Below are 21300 nucleotides of genomic sequence, written 5' to 3'. Positions count from 1 at the left end.
TCAGACTCCCAACCATGCGCGGTCCAGGCTCAATGTCCTGACCCGAACCCGGATCTCGTTGTGCGGATACTCACTGACATCATAGTCAAGCAGCACCCAACCGAGGCGGGCGTCCATGGCTTCAAGGGTCTCGAGGTAAGCCAGCACGTCCATATAGCCTCCACGAATGGCAATTTCCGCATCGTGTGCGAACAGCAACGGCTCACGGGTTTCATTGTTGTCATTGCTGTTAGTGTCTTCTGGCGTGCCGGGACCGTCCTCAAATACGGGCACAGGCGGCATCAATTCAACACCCAGCAGCTCAAGTTCGTCCTGGGCCGCCAGGATGTCCCGCAATAATCCCACCATGGCCCTCGGCGCGATCAGCCGTCCGGTGGTTTTGGCCAGTTCCTCATCGAGTTGGTCAAGACGCTGCTGGCGCGCCGCGAGCCTGTCCCGAATTTGTTGGGACGGGTCGGAGGACAAGCGTGCGGTTAACACCTGTTGTTGCTCAAGCAACGACGCCTGAGTGTTGGCCAAAGAATCCAGGCGGGACTGGAGCTGGTCGTTGCGGCCCATCACAGGCGCTACACACAGTTCCCAGCCAACAAAAAGAACCAGGACCACGGCGGTTACAGTAATCATTGCCCGCTCGCGAACAGGGCGGTCATCGAACCAGGCAGTGCCTCTATCAAATTGCTGACGAAAGGCCTGTTTCATTCAGCACCCTCCCAGTTCCTGTCCGTGGCAACCTGAAACTCGATCCAGCGCCCGTCTTCCTCTCGGTCAAGCCGGAAGCTGCCGAAGGTCTTGCCCACGAAGGCGGGCTCCCCGCTAAGCTTTTCGAGGTATATCGGCACAAGTCGCCCAGACTGCGACCTGCCAGCCAACGCAACATTCCCCTGATGACCGTCCAGACGGATGCGGGTCAGCCAGAGTCCTTGCGGCACCTGTCGGGCTAATGCCGACAGCTGTGCTGAAAACCCCGCAGCCTCGCTGGCCACAAGGTCCTCCACACGACTCAGCAATCGCTGCCTTCGTGCCAGCGTCGCGGTTACACGCTCAAGGGCGGCTTCAACCTCAGGGTCGGGTTGGCGGGCTTCCGCCTCAGTGGTCAATTGTTCCACCGCACGCTGTAGCTGAGCATTCTGAGCCTGCCGCGAATCGACCTGCGCCTGCAAGTGCGACGCCTGATATCGGACAACCCCTGCGGAAACCACGATCACAACCAGCGCCAGGGCCAGAATGGACAACGCCATCCGGGCCTGCAGTTTTTCCTTTCGGGGACGGAGTTCATCGGTATAGAGGTTGACCTGCTGAATCATTTCGCCCCCTTGCCGGTCGGCAACAGGCTTGCGCCCCAGGCAACCAGGCAGCGGCTATCCAGGGGCTCATCAAGACCGTAAGGCGCCCAATCCAGCGCTTCAACAGTGGCGGCTACATAGGAGGCAAGCATGGAGGGCAATGGCATCAGGTTATCACGCGCCACCAGGCGAATGACGGCAGGGGGCACTTGCCCCAACTGGCTTTCGTAATAATCGAGGGAGCGTTGCATCTCAAGGGCCAAAGACTGCACGGCATTTTCCTGCCGCGCTGCATCCCGGAGGTCATCCGAAGTCACGTCCAGCCGTCGCGACAGGTACAGTGTTTCGCCTTTACAGACGATCATCTGCCCGAACCGCTCGCGCATGTGCACCACGGCCGCCCCCCGATGATCGGGATCAATACGGGGCACCAGGTTACGCAGAGCCAACTCGGCGATATCAATGGAAATCAACGCCAGATCGCATGCCTCGACCAGTGCAACCAGCTCACTAATGAGAGACTTTCTGGCGGCAACCACGTTAACCAGGTCCCCGCGGCCACGGGAAGCATCTTCCGGAAACGGAAATACATCGCAGACTGCATCGGACGGATTGAAATCGAGAATGTCCTTGAGTTTCCACTTCAGGGCATCACCAAGCTCCGAGTCTTCAACGCCCTCAGGGCGCTCCAACTGGAACACCTGGTATTGATCCATCGGTAAAACCAGAGTGGTATCGACACCGGCCCAGGCGCGCTCGCCGACTAATGCACGGAGAACAGACTCCCGCTTTGCCGGCAAGCAATCGGCAAAAGCCGCGCTACCTCCGGATTCCGCCCACGCGATGCCGTCAGGACGAATTTCCAGATAGATCTGCTGCCGTTTATCGGAACGATTCAGAAAGCTTTTAATAAAGCTCAGGGCCACTCGAAAGCCTCGATGCCTAAAAAATGGACGATTCTTATAGTGACTTTAATAGTAGTTGAAAAAGTAAACGTAATTCCATGTTTTATTGTTCTATTTCACTGCTTTTTGCAACTCGTTAACAGAAAAGCCCCCGCTTGGCGGGGGCTTTTTGTAACTAACCCTAGAAGGGTATGTCGTCGTCGAAGTCATCAACCGGTTCCGGCATGCTGCCTTGTGACGGCTGACTGTAGCCCCCGCCTCCGGATTGCTGCCCAGACGGGCCCGCGGCTGCTGGCGCGGCATTGCCCGCTTGCTGCGGACGGCCAGCGGGAGCACCTTGGCTCATGCCGCCGCCTTCGCCACCACGACTGTCGAGCATCTGCATCTGGCCGTTGATGTCCACCACTACCTCGGTGGTGTAGCGATCCTGACCATCCTGCCCCTGCCACTTGCGCGTCTGTAACTTACCCTCGATGTAGACCTTTGAGCCCTTACGCAGGTACTGACCAGCCACCTCGGCAATCTTGCCGAACATCACAATCCGGTGCCATTCGGTTTTCGGCACCAACTGGCCTGTTTGCCTGTCCTTGTAACTTTCATCGGTTGCAAGGTTGAGGTTCACCACCGCATTGCCATTCGGGGTATAGCGGGTTTCCGGGTCCTGCCCCAGATTCCCAATCAGAATAACCTTGTTTACGCCTCGTGCCATGATCTGCTCCTGACTCTGTTTTCAGGGATGGCCTGCCTTCCCTGCAGACCTCCGAATTTCAAGATTGGCTGCCCTGCCGGACAAATGAAAAGCCCGCAAGCGACAGTTCATCAAATGTTTGACGATCCACCTTCAGGTAGGCAGTTTCCGCCTCCTCCAGGATGACAACATCCTGCACCCCGGGGATGCTTCTCAGCGTGTCATCAATCTCATCAAACTGACTGTAAACCACAGGCTGCAACTGTACCACGAAACTGGTGGTATGGCCCGGGGTCGACATCGTCAACGCCACCGCGAGCCATATCAGCAGCGCACCTACCATAAACCAAAGCACGCCCTGAAGACCCAACTGCTCGAGCAGAATACCACCAACCGCCCCACCCAGAAATGCCCCAAAAAATTGCGACGTGGAATAGACCCCCATAGCAGTGCCTTTTGCCGCTGCCGGCGATTCTTTGCTGACCAGAGACGGCAAACTGGCCTCCAGCAGGTTAAACGCCATAAAGAAGAAGAACAGCACCCCCCAGGCCATCGCAAGCCCACCACCAAGCGCGCCAACACAAGCGGTTGATAGGGCAAGCAGCGCGATGGCACCACAAAAAACAGGTTTCATCCGGCGCTTTTTCTCCCCAACGATAATAAACGGCACCATGGCAAAGAAAGAGGCCACCATAACCGTCAGGTAGAACCACCAATGTGACGAAGCGGGAAGCCCCAGCCGATTCTGAAGCAGGGTTGGAAACACCAGGAACATCGCGGTCAACACCAGGTGTAATGCAAAAATTCCGAAATCCAGCCTCAGCAGTCGGCCATCAGACAGGACGGTTTGCAACATTGCCCTGGCCGGATGGGTATCCGCACTGGACTTGTGCTCATGGGGTGTTGGCACCACGCGATTGACGATCATTATTGCCACCAACGCGAGTACGGCAGTGGCATAAAAAATGCCGGACAAACCAGAGACAGACCCCAGCAAGGGCCCCAGAACCAGCGATACAGAAAATGACAGGCCGATGGAGATGCCGACCGTTGCCATAGCCTTGGTCCGCTCCTCCTCCCGCGTCAGATCACTCAATAACGCCATCAAAACACTGGCGATGGCGCCCGCGCCCTGAAGAATCCGACCAGCGATTACAACGTATATGGAGTCTGTGGAGGCTGCCAGCAAACTGCCTGCGGCGAAAAGTACCAGCCCGATGTAGATCATCCGTTTACGGCCAACGCGATCAGACAGCATGCCAAACGGAATCTGCAGCAGCGCCTGGCTCAGACCATAGGCACCGATGGCCAGACCAATCAGCGCCGGTGTTGCGCCGTCAAGATCACTGCCAAGAAGCACGAACACTGGCATCACCATAAAGAGCCCAAGCATCCGCATGGCATACACAGATGCCAGTGCTGCAACAGAGCGTCTTTCCAGTGAATTCATGAGATGCCTGACCTGTTACTGTGTCCGGAAACGAGGGTTCAGAAGGGGCACATGCCCTTCAGGAAATCGCCGCGCATTGTAACAGAAGCCATGCAGGCAGGGCATTGTGCATTTACCTGCTTAAAAGTCCCGGGCACTTGGCCGGCCGGGGGCCAAACACGGTATAATTTGCGTTTTTTCCGACTGCGAGGTGTTATGGACCATATCCAGATCAAAGGGGCACGAACCCACAATCTGAAGAACATTGACCTGGATATGCCGAGGGACAAGCTGATCGTTATCACCGGGCTGTCCGGCTCTGGCAAATCTTCTTTGGCGTTTGACACGCTTTACGCCGAGGGACAGCGTCGGTACGTGGAATCACTGTCCACCTACGCAAGGCAGTTTCTGTCGATGATGGAAAAGCCAGACGTGGATCATATTGAAGGCCTGTCGCCGGCCATTTCGATCGAGCAGAAGAGCACCTCCCACAACCCCCGTTCTACCGTCGGTACCATCACCGAAATCTACGACTACCTTCGCCTGCTGTTTGCCCGCGCTGGCGAGCCCCGCTGCCCGGATCACGATCTGCCACTAGAGGCCCAGACTGTAAGCCAGATGGTGGATCAGGTGTTGGCCATGCCCGATGACAGCAAGCTGATGATCCTCGCTCCGGTCATCCGTGACCGGAAGGGTGAGCACCTGCAGGTCATCGACACGATGCGCAGCCAGGGCTTTATCCGCCTGCGGGTGGACGGCCGTGTTTACGATATCGATGACGTTCCAACACTGGACAAGAAACGGAAGCACCAGATTGACGTGGTGGTCGACCGCTTCAAGGTCAAACCGGGGCTTGAGCAACGGCTTGCCGAGAGTTTTGAAACCGCTCTGGGCCTGGCTGATGGCATCGCGCTCGTTGCCCCCATGGATAATGAGGGAAACGAACATACGTTTTCTGCCCGCTACGCGTGTACCCAGTGCGGATACGCCATCAGCGAGCTGGAACCGAGACTGTTTTCCTTCAACAACCCTGCCGGCGCCTGCCCGACTTGCGATGGCCTGGGCGTCAAGCAATTCTTCGATGCCGAAAAGATCGTCCAGCACCCAGAGGCCACCCTTGCCGAGGGCGCCATCAAGGGCTGGGACCGCAGGGCCGTGTACTATTTCCAGATGCTGACCAGTGTGGCCGAACATTACGACATCAACATGGACACTCCCTGGGAGGACCTGCCGGAGGATTTTCGTCAGGCGCTGCTCTACGGCACGGGAACCGAAGACGTCCCATTCCGCTATGTAAACTCGCGCGGCCACATCATGGAGAAGGCCCATCCTTTTGAGGGCATCCTGCCAAACCTCGAGCGCCGCTACCGGGAAACCGAATCACAGAGCATGCGAGAGGAACTGGCCCGCAACCTCAGCACGCAGCCCTGCAAAGAGTGCGGCGGCTCACGACTGCGACGCAGCGCCCGGCATGTGTTTGTTGAGAAGAACAACATCTCGGACGTCACCCACATGCCTGTCGGCGACGCCCATGACTATTTCGGACAACTTGCCCTTCCTGGCCGCAAGGGCGAAATTGCCGAAAAAATCCTCAAGGAAGTTCGTCAGCGACTGCAATTCCTCGTTAACGTTGGCCTGGAATACCTGACCCTTGAACGCAGCGCCGATACACTCTCCGGCGGCGAAGCCCAGCGCATACGGCTGGCGAGCCAGATCGGTGCCGGCCTTGTGGGCGTCATGTACATTCTCGATGAACCATCCATTGGCCTGCACCAACGGGATAACGATCGCCTACTGGCCACACTGTTCCATCTGCGGGATCTGGGCAATACCGTTATTGTTGTCGAGCACGACGAAGACGCCATCCGGGCTGCGGATCACGTGATCGATATCGGGCCGGGTGCAGGCGTGCACGGTGGCCACATCATTGCCCAAGGCACGCCCGAAGACATCATCGCCTCCAAGGACTCCCTCACCGGGCAGTACTTGTGCGGCGAAAAAGAGATCGCGATCCCTGAACAACGCCATAGCCGGAAGGGTAAACCACTGGTACTGGCAGGCGCGACCGGAAACAACCTGCAAGGTGTCACATTAACCTTACCGCTGGGTGTTATGACGTGTGTCACCGGCGTTTCGGGCTCCGGCAAGTCCACGCTGATCAACAGCACCCTGTATCCGGTGTGTGCTGCAAAGCTCAACAAAGCCACTAGCCTGAGCCACGCGCCCTATGAATCCCTGAAAGGGCTGGACCAGCTCGACAAGGTCATCGACATCGACCAGAGCCCCATAGGCCGGACACCCCGCTCCAACCCGGCGACCTACACCGGACTGTTCACTCCGATACGTGAACTGTTTGCAGGCACCCAGGAAGCCCGTTCCCGCGGATACAAACCGGGCCGTTTCAGCTTCAACGTTAAGGGCGGTCGTTGTGAGGCCTGTCAGGGCGACGGCGTGATCAAGGTAGAAATGCACTTCCTGCCGGACGTGTATGTCCCCTGCGATGTCTGCAAAGGCAAGCGCTACAACCGCGAAACTCTGGAGGTCCGATACAAGGGCAAGAGCATTCACGAAGTGCTGGAGATGACCGTAGAAGAAGCCCGCGAATTTTTCGACCCGGTTCCGTTCCTCGCTCGCAAGCTGCAAACGCTGATGGACGTCGGGCTATCGTATATCCGCCTCGGGCAAAGTGCAGTCACCCTTTCCGGAGGCGAGGCCCAGCGCGTCAAACTGGCCAAGGAACTGTCCAAGCGCGATACCGGCAAGACACTCTACATTCTTGATGAGCCCACTACCGGCCTGCACTTCTACGACATCCAGCAACTACTGACCGTACTGCAGCGACTTCGGGATCATGGCAACACCATCGTAGTGATCGAGCACAACCTGGACGTGATCAAGACGGCGGACTGGATCATTGACCTTGGGCCCGAAGGCGGCTCCGGTGGCGGTCAGATCATTGCGGAAGGGACGCCAGAGCATGTTGCCGCAGAGACGGGGTCACATACCGGGCGGTACCTGAAGGGCGTCTTGGCCCAGAATCGGACATAAACACTACAAGTGATGAGACATAAAAAAACCGGAGGGATTAACCTCCGGTTTTTTTATGGGCTTGGCGAAAACTTAATCTTCGCTTTCGTCCACTTCTTCTGCTTCGATGTCCAGCGGACGACCAACCAGCTCTACAAATGCCATGGGGGCATTGTCGCCGGCACGGAAGCCACACTTCAGGATACGAAGGTAACCACCCGGACGCTCGTTGTAACGGGGACCAAGCTCATTGAACAGCTTGGCAACCGCCGCATCGTCACGCAGGCGAGAAAACGCCAGACGACGATTCGCGACCGAATCATTCTTTGACAGCGTGATCAAAGGCTCCGCTACCCGGCGAAGTTCTTTCGCTTTCGGGAGCGTAGTTTTGATCAGCTCGTGTTCAACCAGTGACGCAGTCATGTTACGGAACATGGCCTTGCGATGCGCACTGGTCCTGCTGAACTTACGACCACTCTTACGATGACGCATTGCTCTGATTCCTTACCTTAAACTAATCGGCGATTAACCGCCCAGGACCCGATCGTCGCCACGAAGGCTAGCCGGCGGCCAGTTATCAAGACGCATACCCAGTGACAGACCGCGGGACGCGAGCACGTCCTTGATCTCAGTAAGCGACTTTTTACCAAGGTTAGGCGTCTTCAGCAGCTCAACTTCAGTGCGCTGAATCAGATCGCCGATGTAGTAAATATTCTCAGCTTTCAAGCAGTTAGCTGAACGCACTGTCAATTCCAGATCATCAACCGGACGCAGGAGAATCGGATCAATTTCTTCCTCTTCCTCAACACGCTCGGGTTCTTTCTCGTGATCGAAATCAACAAACACGGCCAGTTGTTGCTGGAGGATGGTCGCGGCCCGGCGAATCGCTTCTTCCGGGTCGATCGTACCATTGGTTTCCAAATCAATAACCAGCTTGTCCAGGTCGGTGCGCTGTTCTACCCGTGCACTTTCCACGGCGTAGGCAACACGGCGGACCGGACTGAAAGTTGCGTCCAGTTGCAGGCGTCCAATGGCGCGAGTTTCGTCCTCGTCCAGACCCCGCTGATCAGCAGGCTCATAGCCGCGACCACGGGCAACCTTCAGACGCATGTTCACTTCACCATTGGCACTCAGGTGACAGATCACATGTTCCGGGTTGGTGATCTCGACATCGTGATCCAGCTTGATATCACCGGCAGTGACAACGCCCGGGCCTTTCTTGCTGAGGGTTACCTCGGCATCGTCCCGGCCGCCCATTTTCACGGCCACGCCTTTAAGATTCAGAAGAATCTCAATGACGTCTTCCTGAACACCTTCGATCGCGCTGTACTCGTGCAACACGCCGTCGATCTGTGCCTCGGTAATGGCACAGCCCGGCATTGAGGACAAGAGTATCCGACGCAGTGCGCTACCAAGAGTATGACCGAAGCCCCTTTCCAGAGGCTCCAGGGTCACTTTGGCGCGCATGGCGCTTGATTCTTTCACGTCAATGGTACGAGGTGTCAATAACTCATGTACTGAACGCTGCATAGACGCCCCTAATTGCTCTCGTTGCTAACTGGGCTTTACTTGGAGTAAAGCTCGACGATGAGGTTCTCGTTGATGTCGGCCGGCAATTCAGTGCGCTCGGGCACTGACCTGTAAACGCCGGACATCTTGCTGGCGTCGACCTCTACCCAGCTCACCGGTGCGCGGCTGGAAGACAGATCCAGCGCGCCTTTAACGCGAAGCTGGTTTTTTGCCTTCTCACGCACACTCACAACATCACCCGGACGGACCTGATAAGACGGGATGTTCACCAACTTATCGTTGACCAGGATCGCTTTGTGAGAAACGAGCTGACGGGACTCAGCACGGGTAGAACCAAAACCCATGCGATAGACAACGTTATCAAGACGGCCTTCCAGCAGCTGCAACAGGTTCTCACCGGTTGCACCCTTGATGCGGGCGGCCTCTTTGTAATAGTTGCGGAATTGCTTCTCCAGCACGCCGTAGATACGACGAACTTTCTGTTTTTCACGAAGCTGTACGCCATATTCGGACAGACGACCGCGACGCGCGCCGTGCATACCCGGCGGAGTCTCGATGTTGCACTTTGAATCGAGCGCGCGAACACCGCTCTTCAGAAAAAGATCTGTCCCTTCACGACGAGACAGCTTGCACTTCGGGCCTATGTAACGAGCCATAATTCACTGTCTCCTGTGTTAGACGCGGCGCTTTTTGGGCGGACGACAACCGTTATGGGGAATCGGCGTCACATCAGTGATGTTAGTGATCTTGTAGCCGCACGCGTTCAGCGCACGAACCGCAGATTCACGTCCGGGCCCCGGACCTTTAACCTCTACGTCCAGGTTTTTAAGGCCGTATTCAGCAGCCGCATTACCGGCTCTTTCAGCTGCTACCTGCGCAGCAAAAGGTGTACTCTTGCGTGACCCACGGAAACCGGACCCACCAGAAGTGGCCCAGGACAATACGTTGCCCTGACGGTCAGAAATGGTCACGATAGTGTTGTTGAAGGACGCGTGAATGTGCGCGACGCCATCAACAACCGTCTTTTTCACCTTTTTACGGGTACGTGTACCTGGCTTTGCCATGTTTGCCTACCTGTTACTTACGAATAGGTTTGCGAGGACCTTTACGGGTGCGGGCGTTGGTCTTTGTGCGCTGGCCACGGACAGGGAGTCCATGACGGTGGCGCAGACCACGGTGGCAACCGAGATCCTTCAAACGCTTAATGTTCATCTGAACTTCACGACGCAGATCGCCTTCAACGGCCAGCTTGCCTACTTCTGTACGAAGTGATTCAAGCTGCTCGTCGGACAGGTCCTTGACCTTGACGTCCGGCTTAACACCGGTTGCATCGCAAAGCTTCTGGGCTGCTGTCTTACCGACTCCAAAAATGTAAGTCAGAGAGATAACAGCATGTTTGTGATCGGGTATATTGACACCGGCTATACGTGCCATCCAAATTACTCCGCGTTCAAAGCTTTGCTGTGTGAATTTTCCGCCACTATAAAAGGGCGCGAAATAATAGCGCCTGACCCCACCTGAGGTCAAGCGCCATTAATCGTACCCTTTACAATGTCAGTGCTGAATCCGTAAGGATTAACCCTGACGCTGCTTGTGGCGAGGCTCCGAGCAAATGACTCGTACTGAGCCATTGCGACGAATTACTTTGCAGTTACGGCAAATTTTCTTTACCGAAGCGCGTACTTTCATTGTCGACTCCAGTTTTCAAGGGGAACGAAATTATCCGTTCCGACCATAGCCCTTGAGATTGGACTTCTTCATCAACGAATCATATTGATGAGACATCAGGTGCGACTGAACCTGAGCCATGAAATCCATCACCACGACTACAACAATCAGCAGAGACGTGCCGCCCAGATAGAACGGTACATTCCCGGCAACCATCAGAAACTGAGGGAACAGGGACACTGCTGCAATGTACATTGCACCGAACAGAGTCAGGCGGGTCAGCACACCATCAATATACTTGGCAGTCTGATCGCCCGGACGAATGCCCGGAATAAACGCGCCTGAGCGCTTGAGGTTATCCGCAACTTCTTTCGGGTTATACATCAACGCTGTATAGAAGAAGCAGAAGAAAACGACTGCTGCTGCGAACAGAATGATGTATAGCGGCTGGCTAGGTGCCAATGCCTGGGAAATATCACTCAGCCATTCCATGCCCTCGCCCTGACCGAACCACTGCCCCAGCGACGCCGGGAACAGCAGAATGGAGGAAGCGAAGATCGGCGGAATAACGCCTGCCATATTCACTTTTAAAGGCAAATGGCTGGACTGCTGAGCAAATACCCGCCGGCCTTGCTGGCGCTTCGCGTAATTGATGGTCAGTCGACGCTGACCACGCTCCATAAACACCACGAAGCCAATTACAGCAACCGCCAGGATACCAATACCCAGAACCACCAACAGACTCATCTCGCCGTTACGCGCTTGCTCCAGGGTCTGCCCTATGGCACCTGGAAGGCCAGCAACAATACCGGCAAAAATCAGCAGGGAAATCCCGTTGCCGACGCCGCGCTCGGTGATCTGCTCACCCAACCACATCATGAACACGGCACCACTGACAAAGGATACCACAGCCACAAAGTGGAAGCTGAAGCTGTCGTTGAAGGTCACACCCTGGGATGCCAGCCCGACAGAAATACCAAAGCCCTGAACCAGGGCCAGGATAACCGTACCATACCGCGTGTACTGGCTTATCTTGCGACGGCCAGCTTCACCCTCCTTCTTCAGTTGCTCCAGCGTCGGACTGACCGCTGTCATCAACTGCATAATAATAGAGGCTGAAATATACGGCATGATACCAAGTGCGAAGATACTCATCCGCTCAAGCGCACCACCGGAAAACATGTTGAACATGCTCAGGATTGTGCCCTGGTTCTGTTCAAACAGTGCCGCCAGACGGTCGGGGTTAATACCCGGCACCGGGATGTGGGCACCGATCCGGTACACCAGCAATGCCAGGAAGACGAACCAGAGCCGCGATCGCAGCTCTGCCAGTCCTTTACCCGCGCCCGCAGGCAATGATGCGTTCTTGGCCATTTAGTCCTCGACTCGCCTTAGTCTTCGACTTTACCGCCCGCGGCAGTGATCGCCTCGCGTGCGCCTTTGGTCACCTTCAGACCCTTGACAGTCACTGCGCGGCTCAGTTCGCCGGACAGAATAACCTTCGCTTCACGAATTTCTTCGCGAACGATGTCAGCCTTCTTCAGGGCCTCGAGATCAGCTACGTCACCGTCGACTTTCGCCAGTTCGTTCAGACGAATTTCAGCCACATAGCGCTGCTGGCGCGAGGTGAAACCGAATTTCGGCAGACGACGGGCCAACGGCTGCTGGCCGCCCTCGAAACCAGGCGCGACACTGCCGCCGGAACGGGCCTTAAGACCCTTGTGACCACGACCACCGGTCTTGCCGAGGCCGCTACCGATACCGCGACCCACGCGCTTGGCGGCAGGACGTGAACCAGGCTCCGGACTAAGTTCGTTCAGACGCATCTTAGTTCTCCTCTACCTGCACCAGGTAGTTAACCCGGTTGATCATCCCGCGGATGGAAGGGGTATCTTCCACTTCCACGGTGTGACCGATTTTACGGAGACCCAGGCCCTTGACGCACAGCTTGTGCTTGGGCTGACAGCCGATGGGGCTGCGGGTCAGTGTTACTTTGATCGTTTTTGCGTTCGCCATGACTTCAACCCAGAATCTCTTCCACGGATTTACCGCGCTTGGCTGCAATATCTTCAGGCGCTTGAGTTGCCTGGAGACCCTTGATGGTGGAACGTACCACGTTCACCGGGTTGGTGGACCCGTAACACTTGGACAGTACGTTCTGCACACCCGCTACTTCCAGTACGGCACGCATAGCGCCGCCGGCGATGATACCGGTACCTTCTGATGCAGGCTGCATGTAGACCTTGGAACCACCATGCTGCGCTTTAACCGCGTACTGCAGGGTATTTCCGTCAAGCGGGATGTCGACCATGTTCTTGCGTGCAGCTTCCATCGCTTTCTGGATCGCAACCGGCACTTCACGCGCCTTGCCACGACCGAAACCAACGCGTCCTTTACCATCACCCACTACAGTCAGTGCAGTGAAGGCAAAAATACGACCGCCCTTAACAACCTTGGCGACGCGATTGACCTGAACCAGCTTCTCCTGGAGCTCAGGCGCCTTCTGTTCGTTAACGCTCATCTTCTCCACCTCTTAGAATTGCAAGCCAGCTTCACGGGCTGCGTCGGCCAGAGCCTGGACGCGACCATGATAACGGTAACCGGAGCGGTCAAAAGCGACCTGCTCTACACCTGCTGCCTTGGCACGCTCAGCAATCAACTGACCGACCTTTTTGGCAGCGTCCACGTTACCGGTTGCACCCTGGCGCAGGTCCTTATCCAACGTGGAGGCAGCCGCCAGCACCTTGCTGCCGTCTGCAGTGGTAACCTGGGCGTACATGTGCCGGGGTGTACGATGTACACACAGGCGGTTGGTGCCCAGCTTACGGATCTTCATGCGCACTTTGCGTGCGCGACGCAATCTTTCGTTATTCGCGCTCATAGTCCCGCCTTATTTCTTCTTGGCTTCTTTGCGTCTGACCTGCTCATCCGCATAACGCACACCCTTGCCTTTGTAAGGCTCTGGCGGACGGAATGCGCGGACTTCTGCAGCGACCTGGCCAACCTGTTGCTTGTCGATTCCGCGAATCACAACTTCCGTATTGGACGGAGTTTCAGCGGTAATCCCCTCGGGCAGCTCATACTCAACCGGGTGTGAAAAACCCAGCGTCAGATTGAGCTTCTTACCTTGCGCCTGGGCACGGTAGCCTACGCCCGTCAGCGCGAGCTTGCGCTCAAAGCCTGTAGACACACCGGTCACCATATTGTTGACCAATGCGCGGGTAGTACCAGCAAGCGCGCGGGACTGTTTGGCTCCATCACGGGGTGCGAAGCGCAGAACGTTTTCTTCCTGCGTGACCTCTACCACATGGTGGATGGTGAATTGAAGCGATCCTTTGGACCCCTTCACATTAATTTCCTGTCCGTTCAGCTTAACCTCAACACCGGAAGGCAGCACGACAGGATTATTGGCAACCCTGGACATGTGTATCTCCTAAAATACGGTGCAGATGACTTCGCCACCCACGCCGGCAGCACGTGCAGCGCGGTCTGTCATTACGCCCTTGGACGTAGAGACAATCGCGACTCCCAGACCACCGGATACCTTCGGCAGCTCCCCAGCGCCCTTGTACTGGCGCAGACTCGGACGGCTGACCCGCTTGATTTCCTCAATAACCGGCTTGCCACCGAAGTATTTGAGGTTAATGGTCAGCTCGGGTTTCGCGTCAGCTGAGACGGAAAAATCGGCTACGTAACCTTCGTCCTTAAGGACCTGGGCTACGGAGATCTTCATCTTTGAAGACGGCATGGCCACATCGGCCTTCTGTGCCATCTGTGCATTACGGATACGGGTAAACATATCCGCAAGCGTATCTTGCATACTCATTGGTATGAGACTCCTGATCTTTTTAGTTGTGCAGCGGCGCGCCGCACCGCTTACCAACGGGCACCTGACCTGCGGTCAGTGTACCTGCCTTACCAGCTTGCTTTGGTCAGGCCCGGGACGTCGCCGCGCATGCCAGCTTCACGCAACTTAATACGTGACAGCTTGAACTTGCGCAGAACGCCGTGGGGACGACCTGTAACCTGGCAACGATTACGAAGACGCGAGGGAGACGCATCACGAGGAAGCTGTTGCAGCTTCATCTGTGCATCCCAACGGTCATCATCGCTGGTATTCGGGTTCTTGATAATCGCCTTGAGTTCGGCGCGCTTCGCTGCGTACTTCGCAACGGTTTTTTCGCGCTTGAACTCGCGGTTCTTCATGGAAACCTTAGCCATTACACTCGTTCCTTATTTCTTGAACGGAAAGCCGAAGGCTTTCAACAGTTCGCGACCTTCATCGTCGGTACCGGCAGTGGTGGTAATGGTGATATCAAGTCCACGGATCTTGTCGACTCTGTCGTACTCGATCTCGGGGAAAATGATCTGCTCACGCACACCCATGCTGTAGTTACCGCGACCATCGAAGGACTTGGGATTCAGACCGCGGAAGTCACGAATGCGGGGTACCGCAATGTGAACCAGACGATCAAAGAAATCCCACATACGCTCACCGCGCAGGGTAACTTTACAACCGATCGGCCAACCTTCACGGATTTTAAAGCCCGCTACGGATTTACGTGCCAAAGTGACAACGGCTTTTTGACCTGCCAGGCGCTCAAGATCCGCCACGGCATTTTCAATCAGCTTCTTGTCACCGACCGCTTCGCCGACACCCATATTCAGGGTGATCTTTTCGATACGCGGCACCTGCATGATGTTCTTGTAGCTGAACTCTTTCTGCAGGGCGGGTACCACTTCCTTACTGTACTGCTCTTTCATGTTAAGCATCGTAACCACCACCGCTTACTGGTTATCGACGACTTCTTTCGTGGACTTAAAGATCCGCACTTTAGCGCCGTCTTCCTTGATCTGGAAGCCTACGCGATCGGCTTTGCCGGTCTGCGGATTAAAAATAGCCACGTTGGAAGCCTGGATAGGTGCTTCTTTTTCGACGATGCCACCTGGGGTGCCGAGCATCGGGTTTGGCTTGGTGTGCTTCTTGATCATATTGATCCCAGAAACAACAACCCGGCCATCGTCCTGAACCTTCAGGACTTTACCACGTTTGCCTTGGTCTTTCCCCGTAGTGACGATTACTTCGTCATCTCGTTTGATCTTTTTCATAACCGGCCTCTGGTCCTTAAAGTACTTCGGGTGCCAGTGAAATAATTTTCATGAACTTCTCATTTCGCAGTTCACGGGTAACCGGTCCGAAGATACGGGTACCAATGGGTGCGTCCTGATTGTTCAGAAGTACTGCCGCGTTTCCGTCGAAACGAATAAGCGACCCGTCGGGACGACGCACACCTTTACGGGTACGTACAACGACAGCTTTCAGGACCTGGCCTTTTTTCACTTTACCGCGGGGGATGGCTTCCTTAACGGTTACCTTGATGATATCCCCAACGCTGGCATAACGCCGATGTGAACCGCCCAGGACCTTGATGCACATCACCTGACGTGCACCACTGTTGTCCGCGACTTCAAGCATTGTTTGAGTCTGAATCATGGTTATTCTCCAGCAGAAACCACTTTGCCGTTACGACAAGACTCACCGTCCGGGCGAGTTACACCTTCGATGCGCGTTCGGTGACTTCCACCAGAGCCCAGCTTTTGGTCTTGGAGACCGGGCGGGTTTCCTGGATTGTAACGGTGTCACCGATGTTGCACTGATTGCTCTCGTCGTGAGCATGAATTTTGGATGAACGCTTCATGTACTTACCGTACAGAGGATGCTTAACCTGGCGCTCAACCAGAACCACAATGGATTTCTCCATTTTGTTGCTCACGACCTTGCCGCTCAGGGTTCTGGCAGTTTGGGTAGCTTCAGTCATGTTACTGTCCTGCCTTTTCATTCATAACTGTTTTCACGCGAGCAATGTCACGCTTCACCTTCGGAAGAAGATGAGACTGATTCAGCTGACCTGTCGCCTTACGCATGCGCAGGTTGAACTGCTCCTTCAGGAGGTCGATCAGCTCTTTGTTCAGCTCCTCGACTGACTTGTCACGCAGCTCTGTTGCTTTCATCACATCACCGTCCTCGTTACAAAGGTGGTCTGTACGGGCAGCTTGGCCGCAGCAAGAGTGAACGCGTCACGAGCGATTTCCTCGGAAACACCTTCCATCTCATACAGCATCCGGCCTGGCTGAATTTCAGCCACCCAGTACTCGACAGAACCCTTACCTTTACCCATTCGTACTTCGAGCGGCTTGCTGGAGATCGGCTTGTCCGGGAAAATCCGGATCCAGATCTTACCGCCCCGCTTGATGCGGCGAGTCATGGTACGACGCGCTGCCTCAATCTGGCGCGCAGTTATACGTCCACGGCTTGTCGCCTTCAATCCGTATTCACCGAAGCTCACCTTGTTAGCACGGTGCGCAAGACCGGTGTTACGGCCTTTCATTACCTTGCGAAATTTGGTGCGTTTTGGTTGCAGCATTTGAGTGCCCCTTTACTTAGAACCTTTCTTCCCAGAGGCTTTCTTGTCAGCACGGACCTGCTCCATACCACCAAGAATCTCACCTTTGAAGATCCATACCTTGACGCCGATAATGCCGTAAGTGGTTTTCGCTTCGTAGGTCGAGTAATCAATGTCTGCACGCAGTGTGTGCAGCGGTACACGACCTTCGCGATACCACTCGGAACGGGCAATTTCAGCACCCCCGAGACGACCGCCTACCTGAATCTTGATGCCTTTCGCACCCTGGCGCATGGCGTTCTGTACCGCACGTTTCATAGCGCGACGGAACATCACACGACGCTCCAGCTGACCGGCAACGTTCTGCGCGACCAGGCGGGCATCCAGGTCCGGCTTGCGGACTTCTTCGATGTTGATGTGCACGGGCACACCCATCATGTCGCTGACTTCGCGACGCAGACGGTCAACATCTTCACCCTTCTTACCGATAACAATACCGGGACGGGCTGTATGGATCGTGATACGGGCGTTCTGAGCAGGGCGCTCGATCACAATCTTGCTGACAGACGCCTTTACCAGACGCTTGTCCAGGAATTCGCGAACCTGAATATCATTCAACAGGTTGTTCGCGTATTCCGCCTTTTCGGCGTACCACACTGAGTTGTGCTCTTTGATCACACCCAGGCGCATGCCGGTTGGATTTACTTTATGACCCATCTGAGCATCTCCTACTTGTCGGCGACCTTGACGGTGATATGACAGGTGCGCTTGAAAATCCGGTCAGCGCGCCCCTTGGCTCGAGCTTTGATTCGCTTGAGCGTCGGACCCTCATCCACCATAACGGTGGAAACCCGCAAATCATCTACGTCCAGACCTTCGTTGTGCTCAGCGTTAGCGATGGCAGACTCAAGGGCTTTCTTGAGAATGACCGCCGCCTTCTTCGGGCTGAAAGTCAGAATGTTCAGGGCGTCCTCAACAGCCTTGCCGCGTACTTGGTCAGCGACAAGACGCGCTTTCTGAGCTGAGAGGCGAGCGCCCTTGTACTTGGCTGCTACTTCCATTTCTATTACCTCACAATCAGCGTTTAGCTTTCTTGTCGGCCGCATGACCACGATAAGTACGCGTCGCCGCGAACTCACCCAGCTTATGCCCGACCATATCTTCGGTGACATAAACCGGCACGTGCTGCTTGCCGTTGTGGACTGCAATGGTCAGGCCTACCATCTCCGGAAACACTGTCGACCGGCGGGACCAGGTTTTGATCGGCCGCTTGTCGTTAGCTTCCAGAGCTGCCTCGACCTTCTTCAACAGATGCAGGTCTATAAAAGGACCTTTCTTCAAAGAACGTGGCACAGCATTTACCTCTATGTAGTCGTTTACTTGGCTGAACGACGACGTACTATCATCTTATCAGTACGTTTGTTCTTACGAGTCTTATGCCCTTTGGTCGGAACACCCCACGGAGTAACCGGGTGACGCCCGCCAGAGGTACGCCCTTCACCACCACCATGTGGGTGGTCAACTGGGTTCATAGCAACACCACGTACTGTTGGACGTTTACCGCGCCAACGTGATGCACCCGCTTTACCAAGCTGCTTGAGGCTGTGTTCGCTGTTGGACACTTCGCCCAACGTTGCGCGACAGTCAACAAGCACCTTACGCATTTCACCTGAGCGCAGGCGGATGGTGGCATAAGCCCCTTCCCGAGCAACCAGCTGTACGGATGCGCCCGCAGAGCGAGCCAGCTGAGCACCTTTGCCAGGCTTGATTTCGACGCAGTGAATCACAGAACCGACCGGAATATTCCGGAGCGGAAGTGTGCTTCCTACTTTAATCGGCGCGTCGATGCCGGAGCGCACAGGGTCACCAATCTGCATACCTTTGGGAGCGATAATGTAGCGACGCTCGCCATCGGCGTACTTGATCAGCGCAATGTGCGCAGAGCGGTTAGGATCGTATTCCAGGCGCTCGATAGTCGCCGGGATACCATCTTTGGTCCGCTTAAAGTCAATGACACGGTAGTGTTTTTTATGTCCACCACCAATGTGACGGGTAGTGATGCGACCAAAATGGTTACGACCACCCGATTTACTAAGAGTTTCTACCAACGGCTCGTAAGGGCGCCCCTTGTGAAGATCAGGGTTAAAGAGCTTAACAACGTGACGGCGGCCGGCAGATGTTGGCTTGGTTTTGACGATCGGCATTTTACGACCCCTTTACCTTATTCCACATCCAGAAAATCAATGTCCTGACCGTCCGCAAGCTTAACGTAAGCCTTACGAATGTCAGCACGCTTGCCGAAGCCGCGAACGGTACGCTTGAGCTTACCCTTACGGTTCAGAACCTGAACACCTTCGACGGTGACGTTGAACAGCTGCTCAACGGCTTTCTTGATCTCGGGCTTGGTTGCGTCAGGGGCTACACGGAATACCACCTGACCACTTTCCGCGACCAGAGAGGCTTTCTCTGATACGTGAGGCCCAAGAAGAACCTTGTAAATACGTTCCTGATTCATCCCAGCATCTCCTCGATTTTCTTCAGAGCGGGAACAGTCACAACCACTTTATCGAAGGCGACAAGGCTAACCGGGTCAAGGCCGGCGACATCACGCACATCAACGTGCGGGATATTGCGCGAGGCCAGGTGCAGATTCTGCTCGACGTTGTCGGACAGAATCAGCGCGTTACTGACACCGATATCGCTCAGCTTGGCAGTGAAGGCCTTGGTCTTGGGCGTTTCGACATTCATGTCGTCGACCACAACCAGGCGCTCCTGACGGACCAGCTCGGAAAAAATGGAGCGCATCGCTGCGCGGTACATTTTGCGGTTTACCTTCTGCTCAAAACTCTGAGGCTTGGCAGCGAAGGTAACACCACCGGACCGCCACAGCGGACTGCGGATGGTACCGGCACGGGCACGACCCGTACCCTTCTGACGCCAGGGCTTCTTACCACCACCAGCGACTTCCGAACGTGTTTTCTGAGCACGGGTACCCTGGCGCGCACCGGACATATACGCGGTGACAACCTGGTGAACCAGTGACTCATTAAAATCTTTGGCGAACGCAGCGTCGGAAACCGAGATTCCCTTGCCGCTACCTGTAATAGTCAATTCCATCGCACCGCTCCTCAGGCTTTAACTGCAGGCTTGATGACAACATTTCCGCCGGTCGCGCCCGGAACGGCACCACGAATCAGCAGAAGGTTGCGCTCGGCGTCGACACGGACGACTTGCAGGTTCTGCACGGTCACCTGCGCATTGCCCATCTGGCCCGCCATCTTTTTGCCCTTGAATACCTTGCCCGGAGTCTGGTTCTGACCGATGGAACCCGGAGCACGATGAGAAAGGGAGTTACCGTGTGTGGCGTCCTGCATGGAGAAGTTCCAGCGCTTTACGCCGCCCTGGAAACCTTTACCCTTGGACTGACCAACAGCATCAACGACCTGGCCATCTTCAAAGATGGAAGCGGTAATCTCTCCGCCTGCAGCCAGCTCTTCGCCTTCGCCATCAGCGAGACGGAATTCCCACAGACCACGACCAGCCTCGACTCCGGCTTTGGCGTAATGGCCCGCTTCGCTTTTAGTCACACGAGAGGAACGACGCTTACCAACGGTTACCTGAACCGCGCGATAGCCATCGCTTTCAAGAGTTTTCAGCTGGGTAATGCGGTTGGGCTCAACCTCAATTACCGTTACGGACACTGCTTGCCCGTCTTCCGTAAAAATACGGGTCATACCGGCCTTGCGACCGACAATTCCAATTGCCATGTTTCACCTCTTAAGTGTACGGGGCTCTCACCCTCTATGGCCTTATGACAGTTACACAGACTAACGCTTGGCGTTAGCCGAGGCTGATCTGAACGTCTACACCTGCTGCCAGATCCAGCTTCATCAAAGCATCTACTGTCTTTTCCGTCGGCTCGACGATATCCAGCAAACGCTTGTGTGTACGAATCTCGTACTGATCGCGCGCGTCTTTGTTGACGTGCGGTGAAATCAGAACGGTGTACTTTTCCTTCCGCGTCGGCAGAGGGATTGGTCCACGCACTTGAGCGCCGGTCCGCTTCGCGGTATCGACAATCTCCTGCGTTGACTGGTCGATCAGGCGATAATCAAACGCCTTCAACCGGATTCGAATTTTTTGGCTTTGCATGATGCACCAAACTCCACTCGTAGCAGCTACTAGTTAGCCGACCTTCAAAAAAAGGAGCCGCATTGTATGCATAATACCCAGCAGTGTCAACTGCGATGAGCAGCGACTCTACCAGGTCAGATTGTGCGGCTGAAACAGAAAAAGGGGCTGACTTTCAGCCCCTTTTTCCTTAGATCATTCGAATAATTTATTCGATGATCTTTGAGACTACGCC

At 55.4% G+C, this 21300-nt stretch carries 34 protein-coding genes; 1 reads left to right on the top strand and 33 read right to left on the bottom strand.

The genetic code is table 11. The features are described 5' to 3' along the window. From gspM to B3M52_RS15275, 5 genes are all read right to left on the bottom strand, one after another. On the bottom strand, positions 1 to 699 hold the full coding sequence (gene gspM / locus B3M52_RS15295) for a type II secretion system protein GspM (protein WP_075195658.1): 699 nt from the start codon (positions 697 to 699) through the stop codon (positions 1 to 3). Continuing rightward, positions 696 to 1304, bottom strand: a complete 609-nt coding sequence (locus B3M52_RS15290) for a PilN domain-containing protein (RefSeq protein WP_075195657.1) — start codon at positions 1302 to 1304, stop codon at positions 696 to 698. Before B3M52_RS15290 ends, gspM begins: the two co-directional genes overlap by 4 nt. Then, positions 1301 to 2209: a biogenesis protein MshI gene (locus tag B3M52_RS15285; RefSeq protein ID WP_075195656.1), complete on the bottom strand. Its 909-nt coding sequence runs from the start codon at positions 2207 to 2209 to the stop codon at positions 1301 to 1303. The genes B3M52_RS15290 and B3M52_RS15285 overlap by 4 nt, the downstream gene beginning before the upstream one ends. A gap of 160 nt (positions 2210 to 2369) precedes the next feature. Continuing rightward, on the bottom strand, positions 2370 to 2897 hold the full coding sequence (gene ssb / locus B3M52_RS15280) for a single-stranded DNA-binding protein (protein WP_075195655.1): 528 nt from the start codon (positions 2895 to 2897) through the stop codon (positions 2370 to 2372). A gap of 58 nt (positions 2898 to 2955) precedes the next feature. Beyond that, positions 2956 to 4326, bottom strand: a complete 1371-nt coding sequence (locus B3M52_RS15275) for an MFS transporter (protein WP_036203361.1) — start codon at positions 4324 to 4326, stop codon at positions 2956 to 2958. A gap of 195 nt (positions 4327 to 4521) precedes the next feature. On the opposite strand from B3M52_RS15275, the gene uvrA reads away from it, so the two are divergent. Then, positions 4522 to 7353 (top strand): excinuclease ABC subunit UvrA, encoded by a 2832-nt coding sequence (gene uvrA, locus B3M52_RS15270; protein ID WP_036203356.1) that lies wholly within the window; start codon positions 4522 to 4524, stop codon positions 7351 to 7353. Between the two features lie 72 nt (positions 7354 to 7425). Here the strand turns inward: uvrA and rplQ are convergent, their stop codons facing one another. From rplQ to rpsJ, 28 genes are all read right to left on the bottom strand, one after another. Continuing rightward, entirely contained in the window at positions 7426 to 7824 is a 399-nt protein-coding gene (gene rplQ / locus B3M52_RS15265; protein ID WP_007153989.1) for a 50S ribosomal protein L17, read from the bottom strand. Between the two features lie 33 nt (positions 7825 to 7857). Beyond that, the gene (locus B3M52_RS15260) at positions 7858 to 8862 is read right to left on the bottom strand and encodes a DNA-directed RNA polymerase subunit alpha (protein WP_036203352.1); all 1005 of its coding nucleotides are present in this window, start codon (positions 8860 to 8862) and stop codon (positions 7858 to 7860) included. A gap of 35 nt (positions 8863 to 8897) precedes the next feature. Further along, positions 8898 to 9518, bottom strand: coding sequence for a 30S ribosomal protein S4 (gene rpsD / locus B3M52_RS15255; protein ID WP_007153991.1), 621 nt, complete (start codon positions 9516 to 9518; stop codon positions 8898 to 8900). A gap of 18 nt (positions 9519 to 9536) precedes the next feature. Next, a complete protein-coding gene (gene rpsK, locus B3M52_RS15250; protein WP_007153992.1) occupies positions 9537 to 9926 on the bottom strand; it encodes a 30S ribosomal protein S11 in 390 nt (129 codons plus the stop codon). A gap of 13 nt (positions 9927 to 9939) precedes the next feature. Then, positions 9940 to 10296, bottom strand: coding sequence for a 30S ribosomal protein S13 (gene rpsM, locus B3M52_RS15245; RefSeq protein ID WP_007153993.1), 357 nt, complete (start codon positions 10294 to 10296; stop codon positions 9940 to 9942). Between the two features lie 141 nt (positions 10297 to 10437). Beyond that, positions 10438 to 10551 (bottom strand): 50S ribosomal protein L36, encoded by a 114-nt coding sequence (rpmJ, locus tag B3M52_RS15240; RefSeq protein WP_008174902.1) that lies wholly within the window; start codon positions 10549 to 10551, stop codon positions 10438 to 10440. A 30-nt stretch (positions 10552 to 10581) separates the two neighbouring features. Next, positions 10582 to 11904 (bottom strand): preprotein translocase subunit SecY, encoded by a 1323-nt coding sequence (gene secY / locus B3M52_RS15235; RefSeq protein ID WP_007153995.1) that lies wholly within the window; start codon positions 11902 to 11904, stop codon positions 10582 to 10584. Positions 11905 to 11921: 17 nt separating this feature from the next. Beyond that, a complete protein-coding gene (gene rplO / locus B3M52_RS15230) occupies positions 11922 to 12356 on the bottom strand; it encodes a 50S ribosomal protein L15 (protein WP_007153996.1) in 435 nt (144 codons plus the stop codon). 1 nt (position 12357) lies between these two features. Beyond that, positions 12358 to 12546: a 50S ribosomal protein L30 gene (rpmD, locus tag B3M52_RS15225; RefSeq protein ID WP_007153997.1), complete on the bottom strand. Its 189-nt coding sequence runs from the start codon at positions 12544 to 12546 to the stop codon at positions 12358 to 12360. Between the two features lie 4 nt (positions 12547 to 12550). Next, on the bottom strand, positions 12551 to 13051 hold the full coding sequence (gene rpsE / locus B3M52_RS15220) for a 30S ribosomal protein S5 (protein ID WP_007153998.1): 501 nt from the start codon (positions 13049 to 13051) through the stop codon (positions 12551 to 12553). A 12-nt stretch (positions 13052 to 13063) separates the two neighbouring features. Continuing rightward, positions 13064 to 13411: a 50S ribosomal protein L18 gene (rplR, locus tag B3M52_RS15215; protein WP_007153999.1), complete on the bottom strand. Its 348-nt coding sequence runs from the start codon at positions 13409 to 13411 to the stop codon at positions 13064 to 13066. A 9-nt stretch (positions 13412 to 13420) separates the two neighbouring features. Beyond that, positions 13421 to 13954, bottom strand: a complete 534-nt coding sequence (gene rplF, locus B3M52_RS15210; protein WP_036203349.1) for a 50S ribosomal protein L6 — start codon at positions 13952 to 13954, stop codon at positions 13421 to 13423. Between the two features lie 9 nt (positions 13955 to 13963). Beyond that, a complete protein-coding gene (gene rpsH / locus B3M52_RS15205) occupies positions 13964 to 14356 on the bottom strand; it encodes a 30S ribosomal protein S8 (protein ID WP_007154001.1) in 393 nt (130 codons plus the stop codon). An 89-nt stretch (positions 14357 to 14445) separates the two neighbouring features. Beyond that, on the bottom strand, positions 14446 to 14751 hold the full coding sequence (rpsN, locus tag B3M52_RS15200; RefSeq protein ID WP_007154002.1) for a 30S ribosomal protein S14: 306 nt from the start codon (positions 14749 to 14751) through the stop codon (positions 14446 to 14448). A gap of 12 nt (positions 14752 to 14763) precedes the next feature. Continuing rightward, a complete protein-coding gene (gene rplE / locus B3M52_RS15195) occupies positions 14764 to 15303 on the bottom strand; it encodes a 50S ribosomal protein L5 (protein ID WP_036203346.1) in 540 nt (179 codons plus the stop codon). Positions 15304 to 15318: 15 nt separating this feature from the next. Further along, positions 15319 to 15639 (bottom strand): 50S ribosomal protein L24, encoded by a 321-nt coding sequence (gene rplX / locus B3M52_RS15190; RefSeq protein WP_007154004.1) that lies wholly within the window; start codon positions 15637 to 15639, stop codon positions 15319 to 15321. A 16-nt stretch (positions 15640 to 15655) separates the two neighbouring features. Continuing rightward, entirely contained in the window at positions 15656 to 16024 is a 369-nt protein-coding gene (gene rplN / locus B3M52_RS15185; protein ID WP_007154005.1) for a 50S ribosomal protein L14, read from the bottom strand. A gap of 58 nt (positions 16025 to 16082) precedes the next feature. After that, positions 16083 to 16349 (bottom strand): 30S ribosomal protein S17, encoded by a 267-nt coding sequence (gene rpsQ, locus B3M52_RS15180; protein WP_007154006.1) that lies wholly within the window; start codon positions 16347 to 16349, stop codon positions 16083 to 16085. Between the two features lies 1 nt (position 16350). Further along, positions 16351 to 16542 carry a 50S ribosomal protein L29 gene (rpmC, locus tag B3M52_RS15175; RefSeq protein ID WP_007154007.1) on the bottom strand — a complete coding sequence of 64 codons (192 nt, stop codon included), beginning with the start codon at positions 16540 to 16542 and terminating at the stop codon, positions 16351 to 16353. Beyond that, the gene (rplP, locus tag B3M52_RS15170; RefSeq protein ID WP_007154008.1) at positions 16542 to 16955 is read right to left on the bottom strand and encodes a 50S ribosomal protein L16; all 414 of its coding nucleotides are present in this window, start codon (positions 16953 to 16955) and stop codon (positions 16542 to 16544) included. The genes rpmC and rplP overlap by 1 nt, the downstream gene beginning before the upstream one ends. Positions 16956 to 16967: 12 nt before the next feature. Beyond that, on the bottom strand, positions 16968 to 17651 hold the full coding sequence (rpsC, locus tag B3M52_RS15165) for a 30S ribosomal protein S3 (protein WP_007154009.1): 684 nt from the start codon (positions 17649 to 17651) through the stop codon (positions 16968 to 16970). A gap of 11 nt (positions 17652 to 17662) precedes the next feature. Continuing rightward, positions 17663 to 17995 carry a 50S ribosomal protein L22 gene (gene rplV / locus B3M52_RS15160; RefSeq protein ID WP_007154010.1) on the bottom strand — a complete coding sequence of 111 codons (333 nt, stop codon included), beginning with the start codon at positions 17993 to 17995 and terminating at the stop codon, positions 17663 to 17665. A gap of 16 nt (positions 17996 to 18011) precedes the next feature. Then, a complete protein-coding gene (rpsS, locus tag B3M52_RS15155) occupies positions 18012 to 18287 on the bottom strand; it encodes a 30S ribosomal protein S19 (protein ID WP_007154011.1) in 276 nt (91 codons plus the stop codon). Between the two features lie 23 nt (positions 18288 to 18310). Further along, on the bottom strand, positions 18311 to 19138 hold the full coding sequence (gene rplB / locus B3M52_RS15150) for a 50S ribosomal protein L2 (RefSeq protein WP_007154012.1): 828 nt from the start codon (positions 19136 to 19138) through the stop codon (positions 18311 to 18313). Between the two features lie 17 nt (positions 19139 to 19155). Further along, on the bottom strand, positions 19156 to 19449 hold the full coding sequence (rplW, locus tag B3M52_RS15145) for a 50S ribosomal protein L23 (protein WP_007154014.1): 294 nt from the start codon (positions 19447 to 19449) through the stop codon (positions 19156 to 19158). Beyond that, complete coding sequence (gene rplD, locus B3M52_RS15140) at positions 19446 to 20051, bottom strand: 50S ribosomal protein L4 (protein WP_007154015.1); 606 nt, start codon at positions 20049 to 20051, stop codon at positions 19446 to 19448. The genes rplW and rplD overlap by 4 nt, the downstream gene beginning before the upstream one ends. Positions 20052 to 20062: 11 nt before the next feature. Continuing rightward, positions 20063 to 20701, bottom strand: coding sequence for a 50S ribosomal protein L3 (rplC, locus tag B3M52_RS15135; protein ID WP_007154017.1), 639 nt, complete (start codon positions 20699 to 20701; stop codon positions 20063 to 20065). Positions 20702 to 20774: 73 nt separating this feature from the next. Beyond that, positions 20775 to 21086: a 30S ribosomal protein S10 gene (gene rpsJ / locus B3M52_RS15130; RefSeq protein WP_004580743.1), complete on the bottom strand. Its 312-nt coding sequence runs from the start codon at positions 21084 to 21086 to the stop codon at positions 20775 to 20777. Between the last annotated feature and the right edge of the window lie 214 nt (positions 21087 to 21300).

This window comes from Marinobacter sp. UBA2688, from assembly GCF_002352785.1.
GTDB lineage: Bacteria > Pseudomonadota > Gammaproteobacteria > Pseudomonadales > Oleiphilaceae > Marinobacter > Marinobacter salarius.
Note: the sequence above shows the minus strand (reverse complement) of the source record. Positions and strands in the feature narration are given on the sequence as shown.